Raw genomic sequence first — 26574 nt, 5'->3', positions numbered from 1 at the left:
CCGGATGAGCCCCGAGGCCCACTCAGCCCCTCGGTCCCTCGCGGAGGCACTGCGCGCGCGGGACGACTCCTCCCTCGCCGCGCTGCTGCGCAGCCGCCCGGACCTCGTCACCCCCGTGCCCACCGATCTCACCCAGCTCGCCACGCGGGCCGGCACCCGTGCGTCGGTGCTGCGCGCCCTGGAGCGGCTGGACCGGTTCGCGCTGCAGACGGCCGAGGCGCTGGCCGTCGCCCCGGACCCGGCGTCGTACGACAGTCTGCTCGGGCTGATGGCCGGGGACGCGGGCGACCCGGCCGTGGCCGGCGCGCTGCCCCGGGCCCTGCACACCCTGCGCGAGCAGGCGCTGGTGTGGGGCGGGGACGACCGGCTGCGGCTGGTGCGCACCGCCCGCGAGGTGCTGGCGCCCTCGCCGCAGCACCCGTCGCCGACCGGGCTCGGGCCGACCGTGCGGGAGGCCGCCGCGGGCATGTCCCCGGGGCGGATCCAGGAGATCGTGACGACGGCCGGGCTGCCCTCGACGCACGACTCGGTGTCCGCCGTGGCCGCGCTGACCGCCCTGTTCACCCACCGCAAGAAGCTGGCCAAGCTGCTCGCCCAGGCCCCCGAGGCCGCCCGCGAGGTGCTGTCCCGGCTGGTGTGGGGGCCGCCGTACGGGCAGGTCACCGCGGATCCGGCGGCGCATCTGCGCTGGCTGCTGGACCGGGGCCTGCTGCTGCCGACCGCGCCCGGCACGGTCGTGCTGCCCCGCGAGGTCGCGCTCCATCTGCGCGAGGGCCGCGCCCACCGGGATCCCGAGCCGCTGCCGCCCGCCGTGGTACCGGCCGCGACGCACAGCGCGCGGGTGGTGGACGCCACCGCGGCCGGGCAGGCGTACACCGCGCTGGCCACGGTGGAGGAGCTGCTGAAGGAGTGGGACGAGGGCGGTCCGGCCGTGCTGCGGGCGGGCGGGCTGAGCGTCCGCGACCTGAAGCGGACGGCCGTGGCCCTGGACGTCGCCGAGCCGGTCGCCGCCTTCTGGGTGGAACTGGCGTACGCGGCGGGCCTGGTCGCCTCCGACGGCGAGGCCGACGAGCGGTACGCGGCCACCCCCGCCTACGACGAGTGGCTGGAGCAGCCGCCGGCCGAGCGCTGGGTCCGGCTCGCCCAGGCGTGGCTCGCTGCCACCCGGACGCCGGGGCTGATCGGCGGCCGGGACGCCAAGGACCGGACGCTGTCGGCGCTCGGCCCGGGACTCGACCGCTCCGCCGCGCCCGAGGTACGGCACCGGGTGCTGTCCCTGCTGGCCGCGCTGGGGCCGGGCGCCGCGCCGGACGCCGAGTCGGTGCTGGCCCGGCTGCGCTGGGAGCGCCCGCTGCGGGGTGGCCGGCGGGACGGCGAGGAGGACCTGCGGTCCCGGCTGGCCCGCTGGACCCTGTCAGAGGCGGAACTGCTGGGCCTGACCGGGCGGGGCGCCCTGTCGGCCCACGGCCGCGCCCTCTTGGGGGCACCCCCTGTCACCGGCGCCGGCACCGCGCCGGGAACGGGTTCCCCGCCGGCCGACGGCCCCGGAACCGACGCCACGCCCACCGACGCGCCCGGCACCCGGCACGCCACCGGCGACCGCCCCGCCTCGGGCGGCCCCCTCTCCGGTGGCCCCGCCTCCGGTGGCCCCGCCGCCGGTGGTCCCGTCTCCGGTGGCCCCGCCTCCGGTGGTCCCGGGGACAAGCTCCCGGTGCACCGGCACCGGGTTCCCGACCGGCTCGTGCCGCTCTCCGGGCCCGAGCGGGACGTCGCCGGGGCCGCCGCCGCGCGGCTGCTCGCGCCGTTGCTGCCCGAGCCCCTGGACCACGTGCTGCTCCAGGCCGACCTGACGGCGGTCGCCCCCGGTCCGCTGCGGCGCCCGCTCGCGGACGCCCTGGGCGTGCTCGCGGACGTGGAGTCCAAGGGCGGGGCGACCGTGTACCGGTTCACCCCGGCGTCCGTCCGCCGGGCCCTGGACGCCGGCCGGACCGCCGCCGACCTGCACACCTTCCTCGCCGAGCACTCCCGCACCCCGGTACCGCAGCCGCTCGCCTACCTGATCGACGACGTGGCCCGCCGACACGGCCGGCTGCGGGTCGGCGCCGCCTCGGCGTACGTCCGCTGCGACGACGACGCCCTGCTGAACGAGATCCTCGCCGACAAGCGCGCCGCCGCGCTGCGCCTGCGCCGCCTCGCCCCGACGGTGCTGGCCGCGCCGGCCGACCCGGCGACGCTGCTGGAGGGGCTGCGCGCGATGGGGTACGCGCCCGCCGCCGAGTCCGCCGAGGGCGATGTGCTGATCGCCCGCGCCCAGGCGCACCGGACCCCGCCGCGCACCGCGCCCGAGCCGGTGCCGGACGGTCCGCCGCCGCCCGACGCGACGCTGCTCGCGGCGGCGATCCGCGCGATCCGGGCCGGTGATCTGGCCGCCACCACGCCGCGCAAGCCCGTCGGCGAGCCCCCGGCGGGCGGCGAGCTGCCCCGCACCTCGGCCGCCGAGACGCTGGCCACCATGCAGGCCGCCGTCCTGACCGGCGACTCGCTGTGGATCGGCTACGTCAACGCCGAGGGCGCCGCCAGTCAGCGGGTCATCTCCCCGGTCCGGGTGGAGGGCGGCTTCGTCACGGGCTACGACCACACGGCGGACGAGGTCCGGACCTTCCCGCTGCACCGCATCACCGGCGTCGCCGAACTGGCCGACGACTGAGGGGGCCCCGGCGGGCTCGTCGGGCGGAAGCCGGCCTTCCGGGGAGGCGCTGCGCGGTCTCCCGTGTCCGATGTGCCGTCCGGGACGTGCCCCTGTTCCCCGGACAACGCCCCTGACCAGGCCGGACAGCCCCCCTCTGTCCCGGACATGTCCTGGACACCTCAGCCCATTGTCCGCCCCGGCAGCCCCCGGCCAGTCTTTCGGTCGTCAGCCGGTCCCGCCCCGGGCCCGGCAGCGATCCGACGGAAGGAAGCACGGGATGTCCGCGATACGCACAGCGAGGACCACGGCCGTCGCGGGGGCGGTCCTGGCCATGTCGCTGGGAAGCCTCGTCCTGGCGGGCCCGGCCCACGCGGCCGCCGCCCCCGGGCCGCTGATCGCCAAGCAGGCGCTGAGCCAGTACACCAGCGACAACGCCGAGGTGCAGAAGCGCAAGTACGAGGGAGACGCCAAGGACGGCGACAGCGAGCGCAACAACTGCAACTTCTACACCGGTTTCTGGACGGCCAAGGCCAACCGCCAGTGGGACCACACCAGCGCTCCGCGCACCGGCACGATCAACAACCACCAGGCGTGCGGGACCAGCAAGGGCTACATGTACATCAAGGTCGGCGGCGCCTGGAAGAAGACGTGGACCAGCGTCAAGTGGACCTCCCGGGCCTGGTGCGCGGACTTCGCGAAGTACGCCTGGTACTGGGGCAAGGCGGACATCAGCGGTCTGACCGCGTCGGCCGACTCGTTCCGTACGTACGGCAAGTCCAAGGGCACCTGGCACACCAAGGCCCAGGTGAAGGCGAACCGGTACAAGCCCAAGCCCGGTGACGCCGTCCTCTACGACAACAACGGTGACGGCCGCGCCGACCACCTGGGCGTCGTGACCTCGTACAACACCGCCCGGAAGGTCTACCACTCGGTGGAGGGCAACACCACGCTGGAGCAGCTGACCTACAAGAAGAGTCAGTCCGCGACGGCCGGCCGCGTCCTCGGCTACACCGCACCGAAGGCCCGCTAGCTCCGGCCACGTTGGCCGGAAAGGGTTTTGTTCCATGGCAGCCCGCACAACAACGATGGGGGCCATGGACGACAGAGTGCTTGCGTTGCGGGAGTTACGGACCCTGGCGGACCTGAACACCGAGCTGCGCGAGCTGAAGGCGCGCTCCCGGCTGACCTACCGGCAGCTCGAGGAGCGCGCCGCCGAGAAGGGCGAGCTGCTGCCGCGCAGCACGCTGGCCGACGTCCTGCGCAACGGTTCGCTGCCCCGGCAGGAACTGCTGGCGGCGTTCGTCCGCGCGTGCGGAGAGGGCGAGTACGTGGACGACTGGCTGGCCGCACGGCAGCGAGCCGCCGAGGACCCGGCCCCGGGCCAGGGGCCGGGGGACTCGGCGGGGGCGGGGCGGGCGGGGGAAGCGGCGGGGGGACCGGCCGCGGCGGAGGGCCCCGGGGGCCCTGGGGTCACGGGGGGCTCCAGGGACGCCGGGGGCCCCGGGAACCCGGGGGGCGGTGCGGACGACGGGGGTGCGCACCGTCTCCCGGGAGCGCCGGACCCGGTACGGCGGCCGCTGTCGCGCGGGCGCCGCACCCGCCTCCTCGTCGCTTCCCTCGCCGCCGTCGCGCTGGTCTCCTGCGCCGTCTGGTTCCTGTGGCTCTCCGGTGACTCGGGGCGGCCGGACTCCGCGCCCGTGCGGCTGCCGCGCGGGCAGGTCCTCCTGCGGCCGTTCGGCTCTCCCGGCCTGTGCGTGACGGACGGGCAGGTGCCGGACGGCCGCTACCACTCCGTCGTCGCCGTCCAGCGCCCCTGCGACCGGACGGCGCCGCAGACCACGACCCTGGAGCCCGTGGGCGAGAACGCCTACCGGATCTCCTGGTACCACCCCGACCAGGGCAAGGGCTGCCTCAAGGTGCTCACCTCCGGACCCGGCAAGGAACTGCTCGAACCCTGGGACGCCTGTGAGCGGACCACCGCCTTCCGGTTCACGCCGGCCGAGCCGGCGAAGGCGGACCGGACCGGAGGCGCGGAGAAGCCGGCCGGCCGGACCTATCTGATCAGGACACCGGACGGGAAGTGCGTCGGGATCAGGAGCGCCGGCGCCCACGAGGGCACCGAGGCCGTCGTCCAGCCCTGCACCGGCGCCGACACCCAGCTTTTCCTCGTCGAGGCCGTGCTGTGAGCGCGCCGCCCCGGCCGCCGGTCCCGCGCCCTCCGGACAAACCCGCTCGATGAGGCACACTGGACGTTTGGCCGTTGTGGAAAGGGTGTGCCGCGCGTGAATGGTCCACTGATCGTCCAGTCCGACAAGACCCTGCTGCTGGAAGTCGACCACGAGCGGGCCGACGACTGCCGCCGGGCCATCGCGCCCTTCGCCGAGCTGGAGCGGGCGCCCGAGCACATCCACACCTACCGCGTCACCCCGCTCGGCCTGTGGAACGCGCGCGCCGCCGGGCACGACGCCGAGCAGGTCGTGGACGCGCTGGTGGAGTACAGCCGCTATCCCGTGCCGCACGCGCTGCTCGTGGACATCGCCGAGACGATGGACCGCTACGGCCGGCTCACCCTCTCCAAGCACCCCGCGCACGGACTCGTCCTGACCACGACCGACCGGCCGGTGCTGGAGGAGGTGCTGAAGTCCAAGCGGATCAGCCCGCTGGTCGGCGCCCGGATCGACCCGGACACGGTCGCCGTGCACCCCTCCGAGCGCGGCCAGATCAAGCAGATGCTGCTGAAGCTGGGCTGGCCGGCCGAGGACCTCGCCGGGTACGTGGACGGCGAGGCGCACCCGATCGACCTGCTGGAGGACGACTGGACGCTGCGCCCGTACCAGAAGCAGGCCGTGGAGAACTTCTGGCACGGCGGCAGCGGCGTGGTCGTGCTGCCCTGCGGCGCCGGGAAGACGCTGGTCGGCGCGGGGTCGATGGCCCAGGCGAAGTCGACCACGCTGATCCTCGTCACCAACACCGTCTCCGCCCGGCAGTGGAAGCACGAGCTGGTGAAGCGGACCTCGCTGACCGAGGAGGAGATCGGCGAGTACAGCGGCACCAAGAAGGAGATCCGGCCGGTCACCATCGCCACCTACCAGGTGCTGACGACCAAGCGGAAGGGCGTCTACCCGCACCTGGAGCTGTTCGACTCCCGGGACTGGGGGCTGATCGTCTACGACGAGGTGCACCTGCTGCCCGCCCCCGTGTTCAAGTTCACCGCCGACCTCCAGGCGCGCCGCCGGCTGGGGCTCACGGCCACCCTGGTGCGCGAGGACGGCCGGGAGTCGGACGTGTTCTCCCTCATCGGGCCCAAGCGGTTCGACGCGCCGTGGAAGGAGATCGAGGCGCAGGGCTACATCGCGCCCGCCGACTGCGTCGAGGTCCGGGTGAACCTGACCGACTCCGAGCGGCTGGCGTACGCGACGGCCGAGGCGGAGGAGAAGTACCGCTTCTGCGCGACCACCGCGACCAAGCGGAAGGTCACCGAGGCGATCGTCCGCCGGTTCGCGGGGCAGCAGATCCTGGTCATCGGCCAGTACATCGACCAGCTGGACGAGCTGGGTGAGCATCTGAACGCTCCTGTCATCAAGGGGGAGACCTCCAACGCCCAGCGCGAGAAGCTTTTCGACGCCTTCCGTGAGGGCGAGATCAGCGTGCTGGTGGTGTCGAAGGTCGCGAACTTCTCCATCGACCTGCCGGAGGCCACGGTCGCCATCCAGGTGTCCGGCACCTTCGGCTCCCGGCAGGAGGAGGCCCAGCGGCTCGGCCGGGTGCTGCGCCCCAAGGCCGACGGCCACCAGGCGCACTTCTACTCGGTGGTCGCCCGCGACACCATCGACCAGGACTTCGCCGCGCACCGGCAGCGGTTCCTGGCCGAGCAGGGCTACGCCTACCGGATCGTGGACGCCGACGAGATCCTGGCGGAGGGCGCGGCCTGACCCGGCGGGCGGCGCGCTGCCGCCGCCCCCGCCGGCAGGACCAGCAGGGCCAGCACCAGCAGCGGGTACGGCGAGGCCGCCGGCTGCTGCCACCACGGCAGGTGCAGGTCCCGGTCGCCCGCGTGCGGGACGAGCCACAGGGTGCGGGCGGTGAAGACCACCGCCGTGGCCGTCGCCGCCCACCGCCGGCCGTCGCCGAGCAGTACCGCGAGCAGCGGCACGCACCACACCCAGTGATGGGACCAGCTGATCGGGCAGACCAGCAGGGCCGTGCCCGCGATGAGCAGGATGCCGTGCCGCTCCTGCCGGGCGCGGGCCGCGAGCCACAGCCCGGCGGCACCGGTGACCGCCGCCGGCAGCACCCAGCCGGGACCCGGCGCGGGATCGCCGAGCAGCCGGGCGATCAGCCCCTGGAGGGACTGGTTGTCCACGATCCAGGCCTTGCCGACCCGGCCGGTGTCCCACAGCTCACGGGTCCAGAAGGCGACCGTCGCAGAGGGCAGCAGCACGGCGGCGAGCCCGGCCGTCCCCGCGAAGGCCGCGAGCGCGGTCGCCGCCTCCCGGGTCCGGCCGCGCAGCAGCAGCCAGATGAGGAACACGGCCGGGGTGAGCTTGATCCCGGCCGCGATCCCGAGGGCCGCTCCCGTCCACCGGGCGCGCGGAGGACGGGTCAGGTCCCACAGGGTCAGGCAGGCTACGGCCAGGTTGACCTGGCCGAACAGGAGGGTCTGGAAGACCGGTTCGAGCCAGAGGGCGAGGGCGGTGGCGGCGCAGACCACGGGCGGGGCCGGAGTGCGCCGGGCCAGGCGGGCGGACAGGACGACGAGGGCGGCGAGCAGGAGGACGTTGCCCGCGAGGAAGGCGGTCTTCAGGACGGGGACGGGGAGCCAGGCCGCCGGGACGAACAGGATCGCGGCGAAGGGCGGGTAGGTCGCCGGGAGCCGCCACTCGGTGACGGTGAAGCCGTACAGGTCGGTGCCGTGGGCCACGGCCGCGCCCTCGGCGCGGTAGACGAGGAGGTCGGCCATGGGCGCGCCGCGCAGGGCGCACAGCGTGCCGAAGGAGGCGAGGGAGAGGGCGAGCAGGAGCAGGGCCGTCCGTTTCCGCACGGAACCGACCCTATGCCGTCATATGCGGCGTATGCCCGCCTCCTCGCCGTACTCGCCGTACTCGGCGTACTCGGCGTACTCGCCGAGGATGACGACGGCGAACGCGGCCTCGGCGAAGACCTTGACCGCGCGCAGGGCGATGCCCAGCGGGTGGTGGTGCGTACCGTCCAGGGCGGTGGCGCCGGACGACGGCCGGAAGGGGGCGGAAGTGATGGTCGCTGCGCTCATGCCTCCATGGTGGATCGCCCGGCACCGCCCGCACATCGGCCCCCGGGTCCAGTTCCGGACCGCCGCGCGCAGGCCCTCGGGTGGACGCCGACCCGGAGACTAGCGGGCCCTGTCCCCTAGGGGTCAGGGCCCCAAGGGCAGCGGAGAACGCCCCGAGAGCAGCGGAGAACACGCAGAACAGCGGAGAACACCGGGTGCCGGAAATTCATTGGACGTTTCCCGGAGCCCCCGCCTAAAATCTCCGCCCTTGCCGGCCTCCCTCCCGGAGTGCCGTCGTCCGGCCGGAAACCGGACGACACCGTCGAAGCCCACGCCCACGCCCACGCAGCAGGCCCACCGGAGGCACCCCCTTGTCCACGCCCGCCCACGATCCGCGCACCGCCCCCGCCGGCCCGCACGCCCCGCTCGACGACCCGCTGGCCCGGGAGCGCGCCCACCTCGCCGCGTCCCGTGCCGCCCTGCGCGCCATGCGCGAGGACGTGGAGGCGCTCGACATCCAGGACGTCGCCGCGAACTGGGTCAACGCCCAGGTCCTCTCCCGCCAGATCGACGAGCGCATCAAGGCGCTGGCCGACCTCAGCGACACCCCCCTGTTCTTCGGCCGCCTGGACTACCTGCGCGCGCCGGGCGCCGAGCAGGCCGAGGGCGCCGAGGGCGAGCGGTTCTACATCGGGCGGCGGCATGTGCACGACGCCGACGGCGACCCGATGGTCATCGACTGGCGCGCACCGGTGTCGCAGCCGTTCTACCGGGCGTCGAAGAAGAACCCCATGGACATCGGGCTGCGCCGGCGCTTCGGCTACACCGGCGGCGACCTGACCGCGTACGAGGACGAGCACCTGTCCGACCCGGCGGAGGCGGCCGCCACCAGCAAGCTGCTCCAGCAGGAGATCGAACGGCCGCGCGTCGGCCCGATGCGGGACATCGTCGCCACCATCCAGCCGGAGCAGGACGAGATCGTCCGGTCCGGCCTGTCCGGCACGGTCTGCGTGCAGGGCGGTCCGGGCACCGGGAAGACGGCGGTCGGCCTGCACCGGGTCGCGTACCTGCTGTACGCCCACCGGGAGCGGCTGGCCCGCACCGGCACTTTGGTCATCGGCCCGAACCGGTCCTTCCTGCACTACATCGAGCAGGTGCTGCCCGCGCTGGGCGAGCTGTCCGTGCGGCAGGCGACGGTGGACGACCTGGTCGCCCATGTGGAGGTGCGCGGCACGGACGAGGCCGCCGCGGCGATCGTCAAGGGCGACGCCCGGATGGCCGAGGTGCTCCGGCGGGCCCTGTACGCGCACGTGACCCCGCCCGCCGAACCGGTGGTGGTGGTGCGCGGATCGCGGCGCTGGCGGATCCCGGCGTACGAACTGGAGGAGATCGTCGCCGAGTTGCTGGCCCGGGACATCCGGTACGGCGCGGCCCGCGAGGCGCTGCCGCAGCGGATCGCGCACGCGGTGCTGGTGCGCATGGAGCAGTCCGGGGAGGCCCCGGACGACCGGGTGCAGGACGCGGTGGCCCGCAACAGCGCGGTGAAGGCGGCCGTGAAGGCGATCTGGCCGGCCGTGGACCCGGCGAAACTGGTGCTGCGGCTGCTGTCGGACGCGGAGTTCCTCGCCGAGCACGCCGCCGGGATCCTGGACGAGGACGAGCAGAAGACCATCCTGTGGGCCAGGCCGGCGCGCAGCGTGAAGTCGGCCAGGTGGTCGGCGGCGGACGCCGTGCTGATCGACGAGGCGGCCGATCTGATCCAGCGCACGCACTCCCTGGGACACGTGGTGCTGGACGAGGCGCAGGACCTGTCCCCCATGCAGTACCGGGCCGTGGGCCGTCGCTGCACCACCGGCAGCGCCACCGTGCTCGGCGACCTCGCGCAGGGCACCACCCCGTGGGCGACCCGCAGCTGGGCGGAGGCGCTCGCGCACCTGGGCAAGCCGGACGGGGCGGTGGAGGAGCTGACCGCCGGTTTCCGCGTGCCGACGGACGTCATCGCGTACGCCTCCCGGCTGCTGCCGCACATCGCGCCCGGCCTCGCCCCGGTCGCCTCGGTCCGGGAGAACCCGGGGTTCTTCGAGGTCCGTACGGCGGCCGGGCCGGCCGATGTGGTCGACGCCTGCGCGCGGTTGCTGCGCAACGAGGGCTCGACGGGCCTGATCGCCGCCGACGCCCGGATCCCGGTGCTGGCCGAGGCCCTGGAGGAGGCCGGCATCCCGTACTTGGCGCCGGGTGAGGAGACCACGCGCGAGACCCGGCTGACCCTCGTGCCGGCCTCGCTCGCCAAGGGCCTGGAGTACGACTACGTGGTGCTGGACGAGCCGCGGGCCGTGGTGGACGGCGAGCCGGACGAACGCACCGGCCTGCGGCGGCTGTACGTGGCGCTGACCCGTGCGGTGTCGGGCCTGATCGTGACCCACGCGGCCCCCCTGCCCGGGCAGCTCGCCGGACAGGCCGCGTGAGGCGTACGACACGGAAGCCACCGCGGCTCGCCGAGTAGGGTGCTGAGCCGTTCCGGCATGTCCCCCTGGAAAGGCCCCCGTTGAGCACGCCGTATCCGCACTCCCCGTATCCCGCGTACCCGTACCAGCAGCCCGGGGCACCGTACCCGCCCGCCCCCGGCCCGGGGTGCGAGGTGTGCGGGGCGCTGCCCGCCGCGCCGGTGACGGTGCGCGGGCACCAGGGCATGGTGGTGATGATGCGGCTCCTGCGGCGGCGACAGACGCTGTGCCGCACCTGCGCGCTGGCCGTGTTCCGCCAGATGCAGCGGGACACCCTGGTACGGGGCTGGTGGGGGCCGCTGTCGCTGCTGATCACGCCGGCCACCCTGCTGCTCAACCTCGGTGCGCTGGCCCGGATCCGGCGGCGGCCGGCGCCGGCGACGGCCGCCTGGCGCCCTCCGCTGGACCCCGGCCGCCCGCTGCTGCGGCGACCGGCCGGGCTGGTCCCGCTCGCCGTCCTGGCCGCGCTGGTGATCGCCGTACCGGTCCTGGTCGCGGCCGGCGGGTCCGACGAGCCGTCCCGGGTGCGCTTCCAGCCCCGCAAGAACACCGAGCCGCTCTCGGTCGGGGCGTGCGCGCACAACGACCGCGAGTGGCCGCACCAGGACCTCAGGAACGTGCCCTGCGACTCGCCGGACGCCCAGTACCTGATCACCGAGCAGCACAACGGGTACTGCGCGGACGGCGATTACTACGCCTACCTCCAGTACAGCGCGGACGGCGCGACCCCGCTGTGCCTGCACCCGGTGCGCGGCTAGCCGGCGTCCCCGTCCAGCGCGGTGCGCCACTGGGCGACCACGTCGGCCGAGACCGGCCCCTGCCAGCCGTCGGGGCGGGCCGCGCCGCCGATGTGGAACGCCTCGATCCCGCCCTCGCGGAGCCGGGGCACGTGGTCGAGGCGCAGCCCGCCGCCGACCATGATCTGCGGCTCGTAGCCCGGACCGCCGTCGCGCGCGGCCTCGGCGAGCAGCGTGGGCAGTCCGTCGTCCACGCCGGTGGCGGCGCCGGCGGTGAGGTAGGTGTCCAGGCCGGGCAGGCCGGCGAGCTGCTTGCGCAGGGCGTCCCGGTCGGCGGCCCGGTCGATCGCCCGGTGGAAGGTCCACGGGCAGCCGTCGAGCGCGCCGACGACCCGCTCCACGGCGGCCACGTCGGCACCGCCGTCCTCGGTGAGGAACCCGAGCACGAACTGGTCGGCGCCGGCCTCCCGCAGTTCGCCGGCCAGGCCGACCAGCCGGTCCAGGTCCCCGGCCGCGAAGCCGTCCGCGATGCGGAGCATCACGCGCAGATCGAGGTCGACGGCGGCGCGGATCGCGGCGACGGTGGCGGGCGCGGGGGTGAGCCCGTCGGCCGCCATCTCGGTGACCAGCTCCAGCCGGTCCGCGCCTCCGGCCTGGGCGGCGACCGCGTCCTCGAGGCCGAGGGCGATCACCTCCAGGACTGCACGCTTGCTCATGGCACCCCATTCATCGGCATTCGTCGGGCGACTACAGGTCTAGTCCAATTGAAGAGTATGCCGGTCCCCGAGCGCCAGCCGTACGCACCGGGCCCGCGACGGCACACACCCGGGGCACGGCCGACACAATGGGAACCATGGCCGACCTCGACGCCCTGCGTCTCCGCTTCACCCGCGCCCTGGAGGCCGCCCGCGCCCCCGGCGGCGGCCCCGACCCCGCCCCCTACGCCGACAACCTGCTGGCCCGCTGGCAGGAGCCGCAGCGCCGCTACCACACGGTGACGCACCTCACCGCCGTACTCGACCACGTCGACGCCCTGGAACGGTACGCGGCCGACCCGGACACGGTCCGGCTGGCCGCCTGGTTCCACGACGCCGTCTACCTCCCCGAGCGGTCCGAGAACGAGGAGCGGTCCGCGCGGCTGGCCGAGCGCGCCCTGGCGGAGGCCGGCCTGCCGGACGCGAAGACGGCCGGGGTGGCCCGGCTGGTCCGGCTCACCGCCGGCCACGACCCGGCCGGCGACGACCCCGACGGCCAGGTGCTGTGCGACGCCGACCTGGCGGTCCTGGCCTCGCCCCCGTCCGCGTACGCCGCCTACACCGCCCGGGTCCGCGAGGAGTACCACTTCGTCCCGGCCGACGCCTTCCGCGAGGGACGTGCGGCGATCCTGCGCCAACTCCTCGGCCTGCCCCGGCTGTTCCACACCCCGTACGGCCGGGAGCACTGGGAGGCCACCGCCCGCCACAACCTCGCGTCCGAGCTGGAAATGCTGTCGACCTGAGGGAGGCGGCCGCCTAGGGTGCGCCCATGCGATCGATGAACGGTGATGACGTGACCGAGGCCGTCGCGGGCTGCCTCGCGGCCCTGCGCCCGGCGGTGGACCGCGACTGGACGGCCGTCCCGGCCGGGAGACTGGACTGGGACTGCCGCGCCACCGCCGTGCACGTCGCCGACGACCTGGTGGCCTACGCGTCCAATCTGGTCGCACGCGCCCAGGACGACTACGTCCCCTTCGAGCTGACCCCCGACAAGGGCGCCGGCAACGCGGACCTGCTCCAGATCGTCGAGGCGACCGGCGGCCTGCTCGCGGCGGCCGTCACCACCGCCCCGCCCGGGGTGCGCGCCTTCCACCCCTATCCGTTCGGCAGCGCCGACCGCGCGGGCTTCGCCGCGATGGGCGTCGCCGAGGTGCTGCTGCACACCCATGACATGGCCCAGGGCCTGGGTCTGCCCTACGAACCCCCCGCCGACCTCGCCGAGTCCGTCCTGACCTGGCTGTTCCCGCACGTCCAGCCGGGCGCCGAGCCCTGGCCGACCCTGCTGTGGGCCACCGGCCGCGGCGAACTGCCCGGCCGGGCCCCGGTCACCGAGTGGCGCTGGCGCAACAATCTGGTCATCCCCGCCGAGCGCCTCGACCTCGTCGGCGTCCGCCCGGCCGTCGCCCACGACCTGCGCCTCGGCGGCGACGGCGGCTTCGACTGGCTCGGCGGTGAGCCGTACACGGGCACCCGGGAGGCATCCGGTCATCTGGTGAAGGCGTACCAAGCGGGCGTGCACCGGCCCGAGTTCGGGGTCTTCGCCCTGGTCCGGAAGGAGGACGGCCGCGCGCTCGGCGGCATCGGCTTCCACGGCGTCCCGGACGAGGAGGGCCGAGTGGAGATCGGTTACGACCTCGTCGAGGAGGCCCGCGGCCAGGGTTACGCGACCGAGGCGCTGCGCGCGCTGACCGAGTGGGCGCTGGCCCGCGAGGACGTCGATCTGGTGCTGCTGGCCATCGAGCACGGCAACACCGGCTCCCGGAGCGTCGCGGACCGCGCGGGCTTCGTCCGGGCGACCGTGGAGGAGGAGCGGACGGCCCACGAGGAGCATGACATGGACACCGGGCTCGGGCTGTATCTGCGCCGCTCCTGACGCCGCTCGCCCGGACCTAGGGCCGCGCCCGCGGCGCCTTGGGCCGGCGCAGCCCCGACTCCCGCAGCAGCCGGACCACTTCCCGGCTGCTGACCTGCACCGCCCCGGCGGCCACCGCGTCCGCGTACCGGTGCTCCGGAAGGTCGTAGTGGTCGCCGTCGAAGGCCCGGCGCGGCAGGCTCAACCGGGCGGCGAAGGCGTGGAGTTCGTCGTAGGAGGCGTCGCTGACCAGGTGCGACCACAGGCGGCCGTGGCCGGGCCAGGCGGGCGGGTCGACGTACACGGTCACGACGAGACCGTTCCGCCCGTGGCCGAGCCGAGCGCGCCCACCGACGCGACCTTCACGCCCGCCTTGTGGCACACCCAGTGCGGGTCGGGGCCCAGTTCCGGTTCCACGTCCAGGGCGTGCGGGTCGCCGGAGCCGCACACCGGGCACAGCGGCCAGCGGCCGTACCGCTCCAGCAGCGCGTCCTGCACGTCCTGGGCGACCAGTCCGGCGACGAAGGCGGCGCCGTCCGGCCACTGCTCGACCCACCAGCGCCGCTGGGCGATGGACTCCTCCACCAGGGAGACCACGTCGGCCTCGGCGACCTCGCGCGCTACCAGGTCCGCGAGCACGAGGGCGCGAGCGGCGTGCAACGCCTGTTCCAGGGGGCTGATGGGGTCCATGCACCCATTGTGCGCAGTCTTGACCGGGACACCGAACCGAAAATATCTTTCACGTGTGACCCAGGACGTGAAGGAAATTTTCGGCAGTCCGGTCGGCTCCCTCGCCGCGAAGGTGCGCACGCTCGCCCCCTCCATGACCCGGTCCATGCAGCGGGTCGCCGAGGCCGTCGCGAACGACCCGGCCGGCTGTGCCGCCCTCACGGTCACCGGCCTCGCCGAACTCACCGGCACCAGCGAGGCCACCGTCGTGCGCACGGCCCGGCTGCTCGGCTACCCCGGCTACCGCGACCTGCGGCTCGCCCTGGCCGGACTCGCCGCGCAGCAGCAGTCCGGCCGCGCGCCCGCGATCACCACCGACATCGCGGTGGACGACTCCCTGGACGACGTCGTCGCCAAGCTGGCCTACGAGGAGCAGCAGACCCTCGCCGACACGGCCGCCGGACTCGACACCGGGCAGCTCGGCGCGGCCGTCTCCGCGCTGGTCGCGGCCCGGCGCACCGATGTGTACGGCGTGGGGGCGTCCGGGCTGGTCGCCCAGGACCTCACCCAGAAGCTGCTGCGGATAGGTCTCATAGCCCACGCGCACAGCGACCCGCATCTGGCGGTGACCAACGCGGTGCAGCTCCGTTCGGGTGATGTGGCGATCGCGATCACCCATTCCGGGACGACGGGGGACGTCATCGAGCCGCTGCGGGCCGCCTTCGAGCACGGGGCGACGACGGTGGCCGTCACCGGCCGGCCGGACGCGCCGGTCACCCAGTACGCCGATCTCGTGCTCACCACGTCGACCTCGCGCGAGACGGAGCTGCGGCCCGCCGCGATGTCCTCCCGGACGAGCCAGTTGCTGGTGGTGGACTGTCTGTTCGTCGGGGTGGCGCAGCGGACGTACGAGACGGCGGCACCGGCGCTGGCCGCGTCCTACGAGGCGCTGGCGCACCGGCACCGGAGCGCTTCGCGATAGACCGTAGGGACAGCACGTCCCCGTACCGGAGAGAGCCACCCCCCTTATGACCTCTCATGACCTGCGCAGTCAGCTGGCCTCCCTGACCACCGAGGCCTTCCGGCCCGAACTGGCCGGCATCGACCGGCTGCCCACCCTGGAGATCGCCCGTCTGATGAACGGCGAGGACGCGGGCGTGCCCGGTGCCGTGGCCGGGCAGTTGCCGCGGATCGCCGCCGCCGTCGACGCCGTGGCCGAGCGCATGGCCCGCGGCGGCCGGCTCGTCTACGCCGGGGCCGGCACCGCCGGCCGGCTCGGCGTGCTGGACGCCTCCGAGTGCCCGCCCACCTTCAACACCGACCCGGACCAGGTGGTCGGGCTCATCGCGGGCGGCCCCGCGGCGATGGTCACCTCCGTGGAGGGCGCGGAGGACTCCGCGGAGCTGGCCCGCCGGGACCTGGACGCGCTGAAGATCTCCCCCGACGACAGCGTGGTCGGCGTCTCCGCCTCCGGCCGCACCCCGTACGCCATCGGCGCCGTGGAGCACGCCCGCGCCCTCGGCGCGCTGACCGTCGGCCTGGCCTGCAACGAGCACAGCGCGCTGGGCGCGGCCGCGGAGCACCGCATCGAGGTGGTCGTCGGTCCGGAGCTGATCACCGGCTCCACCCGGCTGAAGGCGGGCACGGCGCAGAAGCTGGTGCTGAACATGCTGTCGACGATCACGATGATCCGGCTCGGCAAGACGTACGGGAACCTGATGGTCGACGTGCGGGCCTCCAACGCCAAGCTCCGGGCCCGCTCGCACCGGATCGTCGCCCTGGCCACGGGCGCGGGCGACACCGAGATCGACCGGGCCCTCACGGAGACCGGCGGCGAGGTGAAGCACGCGATCCTGGCCCTGCTGGCCGGCGTCGACGGCCCCACGGCCACCCGCCTGCTGGAGGAATCGGGCGGCCACCTGCGCGCCGCCCTGGCCCACGCACACCGCTGACCCACACCACGGGCACCGGCCCCCGGGCCGGCCGCGTGGTGCCGTCGGCAGCGGCGGGCGAGGATCCGGTTCCGGCCGCCCGTACGGCCGCCGCGCCCGCGCACCGGGCGGCACCGACAGCTCACGGCCCGGCCACAGGCACGCACCCCACACCGCGCAGGACCCGCGGCTCACGCCCCGGCCGGAGATGCGCAGCGCGCCGGGACGGCGAGGCGGCCTCCGGACCGGCGGATCGGCGTGGGCGCGTCCCACCGCCGGTCATCCACCCGACCGCGGACCCGGCATCCCGTCCCGCCCCGCCACACCCTGACGCCGGCCCCCGGCACCGCTCACCCTCCCGGCCGGAATCCGGCGGTCGCGCCCCCACCGCTCACCCGCCCCGCCGTCCTCCCCCCGTCGGGGCCCGCCACACCAGGGTGTACCGCCAGTACAGGCGGCGCCGTAGCCGGGCGCCGGGCAGGAGGTGGCGGGCGGTGCGGGAGATCTCGGCGTAGGTCTCGCGCGGGTCCCGGACGGGAGCCGTCATGGACGGTGGCCGTGGGGCCGGCCGGCCGTGGTTCTTCGCCCAGCCCGTCAGCGCGTTCAGCGGTACGGCGACCAGCCCGAGCGCGTGGTCCAGGGGGCCGGACGCCCGCGCGCAGCCGATGACGACCAGCGTGCCGCCGGGCGCGAGCCGGTCCCGCAGCCGGGCGAGGGTCTCGGCGAGGGGGAGGTGGTGGAGCACGGCGACGCAGGTGATCACGTCATAGGGCCCGGCGGGGAGTTCGCGGGCGGCGTCGGCGAGGCGGTAGGCGACCGGGGCCGCGGCGGGCGTCGACTCCCGTGCGCGGGCCAGGATTTCGGCGTCGGAGTCGACGGCGTGCACCTCCCGGGCGCGCCGGGCGAGCAGCCGCGCCAGTTCCCCGCTGCCGCAGCCCACGTCCAGCGCGGCCGGGAAGCGGCGGGGCAATTGCCGTAGCAGCCAGGGGTGGTAGTGGGCGTTGTGGTCCCAGGGGTGGGCCGCGTTGAAGCGGTGCAGGGCGGCGAGGAGGCGGGCCGGAAGGGGCGTGGTCATGGCGTCCGACTCCATCACGCGTCCGCATGGCCGGGAAACGGTGCCGGGCGGGCCGGGGCACCATGGAGGGGAGGAGGCGACCGACCGATATGAACCACGCCCAGCTCACCGCCCTCGGACGGGCTCTCCGGCTGCTCGGGGAGCACGGCGAGGCCCTGACCGCCGACACGCCGGACGCCCGGCTGCACGAGATCAAGGACGACCTGCGGCGCGCCCTGGACCTGCTGGAGGACAGCGTGACCACGGGGGCGCCCGCCACCCGCTGTCCCGAGCACCCGCAGGGCCCCGTGGACGAGAGCGCCCCCGACCTGTGCCTGCTGTGCGAGACCCGGCGCCGGGCCGCGCGCCGCTCGGAGTACCAGGGCGCCCGGCCGCGCCCGGCGGAGCCGGTCCCCACCGCGCCCTCCCGGTACGGCGTGCGCGGGGACCGCCCGCAGCCCCAGCAGCGGTGGCTGCCGGAGCTGTGGAACGGGCAGGAGTGGCAGCTGTGCGGCACGCCCCGCCGGGACCGGCGGGAGGCGGAGGCCTACCTCGCGGCCCAGCGGCGCGGCTCCCGGCCCGCGATGGCGTACCGGCTCGTCCACGAGTTCACCGACTACGAGGTGCTGCGGGTGTGGGGAACGCCGGTGCGGGTCGACATCGAGCCGCTGGGCAATCTGTAGCGGCGGTTCAGCTGAGGGTCTTGGCGGCCGACGGGTCGTACGGCTCCAGCTCGTCGAAGCGGTCGGCGAGGACCTTGGCCGCCCACTCGGGGTCCTGGAGCAGCGCCCGGCCGACGGCCACCAGGTCGAACTCGTCGGCCTCCAGCCGGTCCAGCAGGTTGTCGATGCCCTTGACCGGGGAGCCCTCGCCCTGGAATCCGTTGAGGAAGTCGCCGTCGAGGCCGACCGATCCGACCGTGATGACCTGCTTGCCGGTGAGCTTCTTGGTCCAGCCGGCCAGGTTCAGGTCGGAGCCGTCGAACTCGGGCAGCCAGTAGCGGCGGGTGGAGGCGTGGAAGACGTCGACGCCGGCCTCGGCGAGCGGGGTGAGGACGGCTTCCAGCTCGCCGGGGGTCTCGGCGAGGCGGGCGCTGTAGTCCTGCTGCTTCCACTGCGAGTAGCGGAAGATGACGGGGAACCCGGGGGAGACGGCGGCGCGGACGGCGGCGACGACCTCCGCCGAGAACCGGGTGCGGGCCACCGGGTCGCCGCCGTAGGCGTCGGTACGGCGGTTGGTGCCCGCCCACAGGAACTGGTCCAGCAGATAGCCGTGGGCGCCGTGGATCTCCACGCCGTCGAAGCCGATGCGCTCGGCGTCGGCGGCGGCCCGGGCGAACGCGGCTATGACGTCGTCGATGTCCGTCTGCGTCATGGCCGTGCCGGTGGGCTCGGCGTCCGCGGCGGCCAGGCCGGAGGGGCCGAGGGCGGGGGCGTCCGGGTAGGGCCCCCGGCCCTGCCTGCGGACCGTGCCGATGTGCCACAGCTGCGGGACGATGGTGCCGCCCGCCTCGTGCACGTCCGCGGCGACCTTCGCCCAGCCCGCCAGCTGCTCCTCGCCGTGGAAGCGGGGCACGCGGCCGCTGTCGCCGGCCGACTCGTGCCCCACGTAGGTGCCCTCGGTGACGATGAGGCCGACGCCGGCGGCGGCACGGCGGGCGTAGTACGAGCGCACGTCGTCGCCGGGGATGCCGTCCGGGGAGAACATCCGGGTCATCGGCGCCATCACGATCCGGTTGGGGACGGTGAGGCCGTTCAGCCGGACGGGGCGGGACAGGACGCGGGCCGCGCGGGAGGCGGCGGGCGTGGAGGTGGTCATGGGGGCTCCTCGCGGGTTACAGGCTTACCAGCCGGTATGTGCGTACGCATTGTTGCAGCTCCTTAAGCAATGTCCAGGCCCCGGTACGCCATTCCCGGACCGCGCCCGCCGCCCCTGTGACCCCCGCCATAAGCCACGCCCACCGGCGAACGGGTGAATTGGCCGGGCTCCCCTGTCGCGCCGCTGGGAAGATCAGGCGACGAGCCTTAAATAACACAGCGTGACTATTACGCAACACAACGCGAGCAGCGGAGTGACCTGGGCGCCCGTCGCCGGCCCCGGAGTCACGCGGTGGACCGACCGCCTCGACGCGGCCGGCGAGACTGACCCCGCCCCCCTGCGTGGACTGACCGTCGCGGTCGTCGGCCTCGGCTACGTCGGCCTGCCCACCGCCCTCGGCCTGCTGGACACCGGCGCCACCGTCCTCGGCATCGACATCAGCGAGCAGCGGCTGACGGACATCCGCACCGGCAACGTGGACCTGCTGCCGGCCCAGCACGCCGCCCTGGCCTGCACCCAGAACACCGGTGACTTCCTGCTCACCACGGACGTCGACGCCCTGCCCCGCGCGGACGCCGTCATCGTCTGCGTCCCGACCCCGGTCACCGAGGACCACCGGCCCGACCTGCGCGCCCTGCGCGGCGCCTGCGCCACCGTGGTCGAGCGGGCCGTACCGGGCCAGCTGATCGTGCTGACCTCCACCAGCCACGTCGGCACCACCCGGGACCTGCTGCTGGCCCCGCTCGCCGCCCGCGGCCTGACGGCGGAGCGGGACGTCCTCGTCGCCTTCGCCCCCGAGCGCATCGACCCGGGCAACGAACGCCACACCCCGGAGACCACCCCGCGGATCGTCGGCGGCGCCGGTCCGGTCAGCTCCCGGGCCGCCGCCTTCGTGCTGCGCGCCACCGCCTCGCGCATCCACCAGGTGCCCGACCCGGAGACCGCCGAGATGGCCAAGCTCTGGGAGAACATCTTCCGCGCGGTCAACATCGCGCTCGCCAACGAGCTGTCGGAGGCCTGCGCGCACCTCGGCCTCGCGCCCGTCGAGGTCATCGACGCCGCCGCCACCAAGCCGTACGGCTTCATGCCGTTCTACCCGGGCCCCGGCGCCGGCGGCCACTGCATCCCCTGCGACCCGTACTACCTGCTGCACCAGCTGCCGCCCGGCGGACCGTCCGCCCCGGTGCTGAGCCGCGCCATGACCGCCCTGCGCGAGCGCCCCGCGCAGATCGCCGCGCAGGCCGCCGAGCGGCTGCGCGCCGACGGCCGCCCGCTCGACGGCGCCCGGGTCCTGGTCCTCGGGGCCGCCTACAAACCGGGCGTGTCGGACGTGCGGGAGAGCCCGGCGCTGCGGCTGCTCGCCCTGCTCGCCGAGCAGGGCGCCGACGCCCACTACAGCGACTGCCACGTGCCGCGCCTGACGGTGGACGGGCGGGAGCTGCGGTCCGTGGCGGACCCGCACGAGGAGACCTGGGACCTGGTGATCGTGCACACCGTGCACCCCGGCACCGACCTCGGCTGGCTGGACGCGGTGGAGCGGGTGCTGGACACCCGGCACCGCATCCGCTCCGCCGGCCCCGCCGCGGTCCGGTGAGCGCCGTACTCGGCACCCTGCCCACGGCACCCGCCGCGGCCGGTTCCCCCCTCCGCCGCCGGCTGCGGGCCCGCCTGGGCGGGGCCCTGGAGACGATGGACCCGCGCGAACGCGCCGCCCTCGTACGACTGTTCGGCCTGATCGCGCTGGTGCCGGTGCTGCTGCTGATCGCCCGGCGCTCGGTCCGGCTGCCGTACGAACCCAGCCTGGTCACCTGCTACGGCCTGGCCGTGCTGACCGGCACCGCGGGCCTGCTCTACCTCGCCTACACCCAGTACGACGACCCGGCGGTGCGCACCCTGCGCCGCCGGGCGCCGGGCCACGAGACGTTCCCGGCGCTGCCGGAGCGGCCCAGGGTCAGCTTCCTGCTCGCGGTCAAGGACGAGGTCGGCAACGTCGGGGCCTGCGTCCGCTCCATGGCCGCCTCCGACTACCCCGACCTCCAGATCATCGTCGTCGACGACGGCTCCCGGGACGGCACCGGCGCGGTCCTCGACGGACTCGCGGCCGAACTCGGCATCACCGTCATCCGGCTGGACCGCAACATCGGCAAGAAGGCCGCCCTGGTGCGGGCCTGCGCGCTGGCCGACGGCGACATCCTCATGTTCACCGACTCCGACTGCGTCCTCGCCCCGGACGCGATCCGGCACTGCGTGACGGCCATGGTCCGCCATCCGGACCTCGGCGCGGTCAGCGGGCACTGCCGCGCCCTCAACCCGCACAGCAGCGCGCTCACCCGGATCCAGGACGTCTGGTACGAGGGGCAGTTCCGGATCGCCAAGGCGGCCGAGGCGGCGTACGGGGCGGTCTCCTGCGTCTCCGGCCCGCTCGCCGCGTTCCGCCGCGAGGCCGTCTACAACTACCTGCCCGCCTGGGCGGAGGACCGGTTCGCTGGCGCCCCCTTCCGGTTCGCCACCGACCGGCAGCTGACCGGGTACGTGCTCGGCCAGGCCTGGCGCGGACGCGCCCTCAAACAACGGCACGCCGGCTCGCCGTTCATCGCCGGACAGGACCACCCCGAGCGGCGCTGGCTGGTGGGCTACACCAAGTCCGCCCGGGTGTGGACCAACGTGCCCGCCCACTGGCGCCCCTTCATCCACCAGCAGGTCCGCTGGAAGAAGAGTTTCATCCGCAACCTGTTCTTCACCGGCGGCTTCATGTGGCGCCGGGGCCCGGTCCCGGCCCTGCTCTACTACGGCCACGCCCTGTGGGTCCTGGCCGCCCCCGCCCTGGTCTTCCTGCACCTGGTGTGGGCCCCGCTGCACTGGGCGGCCGGGCTCACCGCGCTCTACGTGGCCGGGATGCTGTTCAAGGGCAGCATCTGGGGCCTGGCGTTCCGGTTCGACAACCCGGGCGACCGGCGCTGGCGCTACCGGCCCCTGATGAGCCTGCTCTCCTGCTGTGTCCTGGCGTGGCTGCTGCCGTACGCCGCTCTCACCCTCCGCCGTGGAATCTGGACGAGGACTCCCGCATGAGCATCACCGCAACCCCGTCGACACCGCGTCCGCCCCGGCGCGGCCGGGTCCGCAAGGGCATCGACCACCTGTTCCGGCTCACCGTCGCCGTGCTCTCCGCCGCCGCCGTGCTCGCCCTCTACTACGTCGTCCTCACCCGGGGAGGCTCCCGGTGACCCGGCGCGGCGCCTCCCGTACGGCCGCCGCCGGACGCGGAACGGGCCGCCGGCTGCGCGGCCCCGCGGTACGCGGCACGCTGGCCGCCCTCGCCGCCCTGGTGGTGGTGACGCCGTTCCTCGGCGCGTGGAGCTACGACAGCGCCCGGCGCGCGGTGTCCGCGCAGGCCGACGCGCCCTACGCCGAGTCGGGCCAGTCGACCGGGGAGATCGTCAAGGCCGCCGCGAGCGCGCCGATCGTGCTCGCCTACCACGACATCAACCCGGAGCCCACCAACGAGTACACCCTCACCCCGCAGCAGCTGGACACCCAGCTCGCCAAGCTGACGGCGGCGGGCTACCGCGCCCTGAGCACCCAGGAGTTCACCCGCTACCTGACCACGGGCACGTCACCGGCGCCGCGGACCGTCTACCTCACCTTCGACGACGGCACCCGGGGCCTGTGGGCGCACGCCGACCAGGTCCTCGCCAAGCACAAGATGCGCGCGGCGTCCTTCCTGATCACCGGCGCCGTCGGCACCCACCGCCCCTACTACCTCTCCTGGGCCGAGATCGACCGGATGAAGGCCTCCGGCCGCTGGGACTTCCAGGACCACACGCACCTGAGCCACGAGCGGGCGGCGATCGACGCGGCCGGGCACCAGGGGTCGGTGCTCGCCAACCGGCTCTGGCTGCCCGAGTCGAAGCGGCTGGAGACCGAGGACGAGTACCGCACCCGGGTGCGCACCGACCTGGACGAGTCGCTGCGGGCGTTCGCCGGCCACCACCTGCCGGCGCCCCAGCTGTTCGCCTACCCGTTCTCGGAGACGGCCGGGCCGACCAACCTCGCCGCCCGGAACACCTCCGTGCTGGAACGGCTGCTGCGGGAACGGTTCACCGCGTCGCTGACCAACGTCTCCTCACGCCCCCTGCCGGCCGGTCCGCGCGCGGCCGCCGCCCGGCAGGTGGAGCGCCTGGAGGTGATGCGGACGACGTCCACCGACACCTTCGTGAAGCGGCTCAACGAGTGGGTCTCCCGCTCGCCCGCCGAGGTCCCCGAGCCGCTGCGCAACCCCGAGCAGTGGCGGTTCCCGGGCAGCCCGTCGGGCACCGGCCTCGCGGCGCTGACCGGCAAGGGCGTGCCGAACGGCACCTACGTGTCGGCCGTCCACCTGCCCATGGGCACGGCGGACTGGAACACCTACCGGGTGACCGCCACCGTCGCCGGGCTGAGCGGGACCAAGACCAGCGCGTCGGTGGAGGTCGGGCACGGCAGCCTGGTGCCTGTCACCGTCACCGTCTCGGAAACGGGGATGCGGGTGACCGAGCGGCCGGCCGGCGGCACGGAACGCGTCACGACCGGCAAACTCACCCCGGCGTCGGCACACCGGCTGGACCTGGAGGTCTCCCCCGGCGGCGTCCGCGTCACCGTGGACGGCGGTCAGGCGCTGGTGGCTCGCGCCACGAAGACACTGGACCCGGCGCGCACCAGCGGGGGCGTGTCCCTGGCGGTGCGCAACGAGACGGGCAAGGCGGCGTGGCCGCGCTTCACGGCGCTGCACATCGCTCCCTGACCCCGTCGTCCCCGGAAGGCCGCCCCCCTCCTCGGTGGGCGGCCTTCCGTACGCGCGCGACGGAGCTTTCCAGTGACCGCGGGGCCGCTCGCTTCTCGGCCAAGAAGGCCCGTCGCCAGGGGGCGCACTCGCGCCTCGCCAGCACGCCGGGACGGCTTAGCGGCCTGCCGGCGGGAGGGGGGCGGGCTCGGTCGCACCTACGGGCAGGGCGGCCGGGCGCGCTGCTCGGGCTGGTCGCGGGGGGCCTGGTTGGAAAACAGTCATTCCAAAACAACCCACCTGCCGCCTGGCCGACTCGTCGGGCGACGGCCGTCGGACGCCGAACCGGCCCGGCGAGCAGGCGAGGCGCGAGCGCGCATCCCCGACCCACGACGCGAACGCAGCCGGCAGCGGGGCCCGGCCAGGTTCGGCCGGCCGCTTTCCCCCGGCCGCCCGCTCGCTTCTCCCCCGTGCTGGAGCGAGGTGTGTCGAGTCCAAGCGCCGGGAACGCCCGAGGGCGGTACCCCCGGCCGGAAGCCAGGAGTACCGCCCTCGGTGTGAAGGACAGGCGATCAACCCTCGGGTCGATCAGAAGTCCATGTCACCGCCCGGCATGCCGCCGCCGGCCGGGGCCGCGGCCTTCTCCGGCTTGTCGGCGATGACGGCCTCGGTGGTGAGGAACAGCGCGGCGATCGACGCGGCGTTCTGCAGCGCGGAACGCGTCACCTTCGCCGGGTCGATGATGCCCTCGGCGACCAGGTCGACGTACTCGCCGGTCGCGGCGTTCAGGCCGTGGCCCGGGGTCAGGTTGCGCACCTTCTCCACCACGACACCGCCCTCGAGGCCGGCGTTCACGGCGATCTGCTTCAGCGGGGCCTCCAGGGCGATGCGCACGGCGTTGGCGCCGGTCGCCTCGTCACCCTCGAGCTCCAGCTTCTCGAAGACCTGGGAGGCCTGCAGCAGGGCCACGCCACCACCGGCGACGATGCCCTCCTCGACGGCGGCCTTCGCGTTGCGGACGGCGTCCTCGATGCGGTGCTTGCGCTCCTTGAGCTCCACCTCGGTCGCGGCACCGGCCTTGATGACGGCCACGCCGCCCGCGAGCTTGGCCAGGCGCTCCTGGAGCTTCTCGCGGTCGTAGTCCGAGTCGCTGTTCTCGATCTCGGCGCGGATCTGGTTGACCCGGCCGTTGACCTGGTCGGAGGAGCCGGCACCGTCGACGATGGTGGTCTCGTCCTTGGTGATGACGACCTTGCGGGCGCGGCCCAGGAGGTCCAGGGTCGCGTTCTCCAGCTTGAGGCCGACCTCCTCGGAGATGACCTCGCCGCCCGTGAGGATGGCGATGTCGCCGAGCATGGCCTTGCGGCGGTCGCCGAAGCCCGGGGCCTTGACGGCGACGGACTTGAAGGTGCCGCGGATCTTGTTGACGACCAGGGTCGACAGGGCCTCGCCCTCGACGTCCTCGGCGATGATCAGCAGCGGCTTGCCCGACTGCATGACCTTCTCCAGCAGCGGGAGCAGGTCCTTGACCGCGGAGATCTTGGAGTTGGCGATGAGGATGTACGGGTCCTCGAGAACCGCCTCCATGCGCTCCATGTCGGTCGCGAAGTAGGCGGAGATGTAGCCCTTGTCGAAGCGCATGCCCTCGGTGAGCTCGAGCTCCAGACCGAAGGTGTTGCTCTCCTCGACGGTGATGACGCCTTCCTTGCCGACCTTGTCCATGGCCTCGGCGATCAGCTCGCCGATCTGGGTGTCGGCGGCGGAGATGGACGCGGTGGAGGCGATCTGCTCCTTGGTCTCGACGTCCTTCGCCTGCTCCAGCAGGGCGGCGGAGACGGCCTCGACGGCCTTCTCGATGCCGCGCTTCAGAGCCATCGGGTTGGCACCGGCGGCGACGTTGCGCAGGCCCTCCTTGACCAGGGCCTGGGCGAGCACGGTCGCGGTGGTCGTACCGTCACCGGCGACGTCGTCCGTCTTCTTGGCGACTTCCTTGACCAGCTCGGCGCCGATCTTCTCGTACGGGTCCTCGAGCTCGATCTCCTTGGCGATGGAGACACCGTCGTTGGTGATCGTGGGCGCGCCCCACTTCTTCTCGAGGACGACGTTGCGGCCCTTGGGGCCGAGCGTCACCTTCACGGCGTCCGCGAGCTGGTTCATGCCGCGCTCGAGGCCGCGCCGCGCCTCCTCGTCGAACGCGATGATCTTGGCCATGTGAAGTGGTCCCTCCAGGACTGGGGGTGATTCCTTCGGACCGCGCCCGCGCCCGCGACGGACGGCTCGCCGGCCTCGTGGTTCCTTGCCCCACCCGGCCCGCGGGCCTCACCGACCCGGTCCTTCACTGTCACTCTCACCTTCAGAGTGCTAACGCAATGATTAGCACTCGGCATGGTCGAGTGCAAGCGCCCGGCCGGGTGGACAGGTGCCCGTCAGCCGCCCGCGAACGCCGGAACCGGGACCCGGCGGGGACACGGCGGCGGCACGGCGGCGGCACGGCGGCGGCACGGCGGCGGCACGGCGGCGGCACGGCGGCGGCACGGCGGCGGCACGGCGGCGGCACGGCG

The 26574-nt window shown here is 74.3% G+C and carries 23 protein-coding genes; 15 read left to right on the top strand and 8 right to left on the bottom strand.

Going from position 1 to position 26574, the window contains the following annotated elements; genetic code table 11:
• The first annotated feature begins 4 nt into the window (after positions 1–4).
• The 4 genes from AB0E62_RS07400 (at position 5) to AB0E62_RS07385 (ending at position 6621) form a co-directional block, all read left to right on the top strand.
• Positions 5–2707: a helicase C-terminal domain-containing protein gene (locus tag AB0E62_RS07400; RefSeq protein WP_362189452.1), complete on the top strand. Its 2703-nt coding sequence runs from the start codon at positions 5–7 to the stop codon at positions 2705–2707.
• A 259-nt stretch (positions 2708–2966) separates the two neighbouring features.
• A complete protein-coding gene (locus AB0E62_RS07395) occupies positions 2967–3719 on the top strand; it encodes a CHAP domain-containing protein (RefSeq protein WP_362189449.1) in 753 nt (250 codons plus the stop codon).
• A 64-nt stretch (positions 3720–3783) separates the two neighbouring features.
• Complete coding sequence (locus tag AB0E62_RS07390) at positions 3784–4875, top strand: hypothetical protein (RefSeq protein WP_362189446.1); 1092 nt, start codon at positions 3784–3786, stop codon at positions 4873–4875.
• Positions 4876–4971: 96 nt separating this feature from the next.
• Positions 4972–6621, top strand: a complete 1650-nt coding sequence (locus AB0E62_RS07385) for a DNA repair helicase XPB (protein ID WP_362189443.1) — start codon at positions 4972–4974, stop codon at positions 6619–6621.
• Here the strand turns inward: AB0E62_RS07385 and AB0E62_RS07380 are convergent.
• Both AB0E62_RS07380 and AB0E62_RS07375 read right to left on the bottom strand, forming a co-directional pair.
• Complete coding sequence (locus AB0E62_RS07380; RefSeq protein ID WP_362190121.1) at positions 6573–7649, bottom strand: glycosyltransferase 87 family protein; 1077 nt, start codon at positions 7647–7649, stop codon at positions 6573–6575. The two genes, AB0E62_RS07385 and AB0E62_RS07380, sit on opposite strands and share 49 nt — an antisense overlap.
• A 99-nt stretch (positions 7650–7748) precedes the next feature.
• On the bottom strand, positions 7749–7958 hold the full coding sequence (locus AB0E62_RS07375; protein WP_362189441.1) for a hypothetical protein: 210 nt from the start codon (positions 7956–7958) through the stop codon (positions 7749–7751).
• A 467-nt stretch (positions 7959–8425) separates the two neighbouring features.
• On the opposite strand from AB0E62_RS07375, the gene AB0E62_RS07370 reads away from it, so the two are divergent.
• The gene (locus tag AB0E62_RS07370) at positions 8426–10402 is read left to right on the top strand and encodes a UvrD-helicase domain-containing protein (protein ID WP_362190119.1); all 1977 of its coding nucleotides are present in this window, start codon (positions 8426–8428) and stop codon (positions 10400–10402) included.
• Between the two features lie 80 nt (positions 10403–10482).
• Positions 10483–11199 carry a hypothetical protein gene (locus AB0E62_RS07365; RefSeq protein WP_362189438.1) on the top strand — a complete coding sequence of 239 codons (717 nt, stop codon included), beginning with the start codon at positions 10483–10485 and terminating at the stop codon, positions 11197–11199.
• Here AB0E62_RS07365 and AB0E62_RS07360 read toward each other — a convergent pair.
• Positions 11196–11894: a copper homeostasis protein CutC gene (locus tag AB0E62_RS07360; RefSeq protein ID WP_362189435.1), complete on the bottom strand. Its 699-nt coding sequence runs from the start codon at positions 11892–11894 to the stop codon at positions 11196–11198. The genes AB0E62_RS07365 and AB0E62_RS07360 overlap by 4 nt on opposite strands.
• A 137-nt stretch (positions 11895–12031) precedes the next feature.
• On the opposite strand from AB0E62_RS07360, the gene AB0E62_RS07355 reads away from it, so the two are divergent.
• Both AB0E62_RS07355 and AB0E62_RS07350 read left to right on the top strand, forming a co-directional pair.
• Positions 12032–12676 (top strand): hypothetical protein, encoded by a 645-nt coding sequence (locus AB0E62_RS07355; RefSeq protein WP_362189432.1) that lies wholly within the window; start codon positions 12032–12034, stop codon positions 12674–12676.
• A 26-nt stretch (positions 12677–12702) separates the two neighbouring features.
• On the top strand, positions 12703–13806 hold the full coding sequence (locus AB0E62_RS07350; RefSeq protein ID WP_362189429.1) for a GNAT family N-acetyltransferase: 1104 nt from the start codon (positions 12703–12705) through the stop codon (positions 13804–13806).
• A gap of 16 nt (positions 13807–13822) precedes the next feature.
• On the opposite strand, the gene AB0E62_RS07345 is transcribed toward AB0E62_RS07350, so the two are convergent.
• Positions 13823–14095: a DUF4031 domain-containing protein gene (locus AB0E62_RS07345; protein WP_362189426.1), complete on the bottom strand. Its 273-nt coding sequence runs from the start codon at positions 14093–14095 to the stop codon at positions 13823–13825.
• A complete protein-coding gene (locus AB0E62_RS07340) occupies positions 14092–14475 on the bottom strand; it encodes a hypothetical protein (RefSeq protein WP_362189423.1) in 384 nt (127 codons plus the stop codon). The genes AB0E62_RS07345 and AB0E62_RS07340 overlap by 4 nt, the downstream gene beginning before the upstream one ends.
• A 55-nt stretch (positions 14476–14530) precedes the next feature.
• Here AB0E62_RS07340 and AB0E62_RS07335 point away from each other — a divergent pair, with 55 nt between their 5' ends.
• Both AB0E62_RS07335 and murQ read left to right on the top strand, forming a co-directional pair.
• Positions 14531–15436, top strand: coding sequence for a MurR/RpiR family transcriptional regulator (locus tag AB0E62_RS07335; RefSeq protein WP_362189420.1), 906 nt, complete (start codon positions 14531–14533; stop codon positions 15434–15436).
• A 46-nt stretch (positions 15437–15482) separates the two neighbouring features.
• A complete protein-coding gene (gene murQ / locus AB0E62_RS07330) occupies positions 15483–16406 on the top strand; it encodes an N-acetylmuramic acid 6-phosphate etherase (protein ID WP_362189417.1) in 924 nt (307 codons plus the stop codon).
• Between the two features lie 370 nt (positions 16407–16776).
• Here murQ and AB0E62_RS07325 read toward each other — a convergent pair whose 3' ends face one another.
• Positions 16777–17460 (bottom strand): class I SAM-dependent methyltransferase, encoded by a 684-nt coding sequence (locus tag AB0E62_RS07325; protein WP_362189414.1) that lies wholly within the window; start codon positions 17458–17460, stop codon positions 16777–16779.
• An 89-nt stretch (positions 17461–17549) separates the two neighbouring features.
• Here AB0E62_RS07325 and AB0E62_RS07320 point away from each other — a divergent pair, with 89 nt between their 5' ends.
• A complete protein-coding gene (locus AB0E62_RS07320) occupies positions 17550–18122 on the top strand; it encodes a hypothetical protein (RefSeq protein ID WP_362189411.1) in 573 nt (190 codons plus the stop codon).
• A 7-nt stretch (positions 18123–18129) separates the two neighbouring features.
• Here the strand turns inward: AB0E62_RS07320 and AB0E62_RS07315 are convergent, their stop codons facing one another.
• A complete protein-coding gene (locus AB0E62_RS07315; protein ID WP_362189409.1) occupies positions 18130–19257 on the bottom strand; it encodes an NADH:flavin oxidoreductase in 1128 nt (375 codons plus the stop codon).
• Between the two features lie 220 nt (positions 19258–19477).
• Between AB0E62_RS07315 and AB0E62_RS07310 the strand changes: the two genes are divergently transcribed.
• The 4 genes from AB0E62_RS07310 to AB0E62_RS07295 all read left to right on the top strand — a co-directional run bounded on the left by AB0E62_RS07310 (position 19478) and on the right by AB0E62_RS07295 (position 24034).
• Positions 19478–20851, top strand: coding sequence for a nucleotide sugar dehydrogenase (locus AB0E62_RS07310; protein ID WP_362189406.1), 1374 nt, complete (start codon positions 19478–19480; stop codon positions 20849–20851).
• A gap of 62 nt (positions 20852–20913) precedes the next feature.
• On the top strand, positions 20914–22326 hold the full coding sequence (locus AB0E62_RS07305; RefSeq protein WP_362190117.1) for a glycosyltransferase: 1413 nt from the start codon (positions 20914–20916) through the stop codon (positions 22324–22326).
• Positions 22323–22481 (top strand): hypothetical protein, encoded by a 159-nt coding sequence (locus AB0E62_RS07300; RefSeq protein WP_362189403.1) that lies wholly within the window; start codon positions 22323–22325, stop codon positions 22479–22481. Before AB0E62_RS07305 ends, AB0E62_RS07300 begins: the two co-directional genes overlap by 4 nt.
• Entirely contained in the window at positions 22478–24034 is a 1557-nt protein-coding gene (locus AB0E62_RS07295; protein WP_362189401.1) for a polysaccharide deacetylase family protein, read from the top strand. Before AB0E62_RS07300 ends, AB0E62_RS07295 begins: the two co-directional genes overlap by 4 nt.
• Before the next feature lie 567 nt (positions 24035–24601).
• Here the strand turns inward: AB0E62_RS07295 and groL are convergent.
• Positions 24602–26224, bottom strand: a complete 1623-nt coding sequence (gene groL, locus AB0E62_RS07290; RefSeq protein ID WP_362189398.1) for a chaperonin GroEL — start codon at positions 26222–26224, stop codon at positions 24602–24604.
• Between the last annotated feature and the right edge of the window lie 350 nt (positions 26225–26574).

It is taken from the genome of Streptomyces sp. NPDC038707, from assembly GCF_040636485.1.
Classification (GTDB): domain Bacteria; phylum Actinomycetota; class Actinomycetes; order Streptomycetales; family Streptomycetaceae; genus Streptomyces.
This window is presented reverse-complemented; position numbering and strand designations above follow the sequence as displayed.

Bases quoted from the DNA above. Each gene is read 5' to 3' on its own strand.
- AB0E62_RS07400 (WP_362189452.1), top strand. From the start codon at position 5: ATGAGCCCCGAGGCCCACTCAGCCCCTCGGTCCCTCGCGGAGGCACTG.
- AB0E62_RS07395 (WP_362189449.1), top strand. From the start codon at position 2,967: ATGTCCGCGATACGCACAGCGAGGACCACGGCCGTCGCGGGGGCGGTC.
- AB0E62_RS07390 (WP_362189446.1), top strand. From the start codon at position 3,784: ATGGACGACAGAGTGCTTGCGTTGCGGGAGTTACGGACCCTGGCGGAC.
- AB0E62_RS07380 (WP_362190121.1), bottom strand. From the start codon at position 7,649: ATGGCCGACCTCCTCGTCTACCGCGCCGAGGGCGCGGCCGTGGCCCAC.
- AB0E62_RS07375 (WP_362189441.1), bottom strand. From the start codon at position 7,958: ATGAGCGCAGCGACCATCACTTCCGCCCCCTTCCGGCCGTCGTCCGGC.
- AB0E62_RS07370 (WP_362190119.1), top strand. From the start codon at position 8,426: ATGCGCGAGGACGTGGAGGCGCTCGACATCCAGGACGTCGCCGCGAAC.
- AB0E62_RS07360 (WP_362189435.1), bottom strand. From the start codon at position 11,894: ATGAGCAAGCGTGCAGTCCTGGAGGTGATCGCCCTCGGCCTCGAGGAC.
- AB0E62_RS07355 (WP_362189432.1), top strand. From the start codon at position 12,032: ATGGCCGACCTCGACGCCCTGCGTCTCCGCTTCACCCGCGCCCTGGAG.
- AB0E62_RS07350 (WP_362189429.1), top strand. From the start codon at position 12,703: ATGCGATCGATGAACGGTGATGACGTGACCGAGGCCGTCGCGGGCTGC.
- AB0E62_RS07340 (WP_362189423.1), bottom strand. From the start codon at position 14,475: ATGGACCCCATCAGCCCCCTGGAACAGGCGTTGCACGCCGCTCGCGCC.
- murQ (WP_362189417.1), top strand. From the start codon at position 15,483: ATGACCTCTCATGACCTGCGCAGTCAGCTGGCCTCCCTGACCACCGAG.
- AB0E62_RS07325 (WP_362189414.1), bottom strand. From the start codon at position 17,460: ATGACCACGCCCCTTCCGGCCCGCCTCCTCGCCGCCCTGCACCGCTTC.
- AB0E62_RS07320 (WP_362189411.1), top strand. From the start codon at position 17,550: ATGAACCACGCCCAGCTCACCGCCCTCGGACGGGCTCTCCGGCTGCTC.
- AB0E62_RS07315 (WP_362189409.1), bottom strand. From the start codon at position 19,257: ATGACCACCTCCACGCCCGCCGCCTCCCGCGCGGCCCGCGTCCTGTCC.
- AB0E62_RS07300 (WP_362189403.1), top strand. From the start codon at position 22,323: ATGAGCATCACCGCAACCCCGTCGACACCGCGTCCGCCCCGGCGCGGC.
- groL (WP_362189398.1), bottom strand. From the start codon at position 26,224: ATGGCCAAGATCATCGCGTTCGACGAGGAGGCGCGGCGCGGCCTCGAG.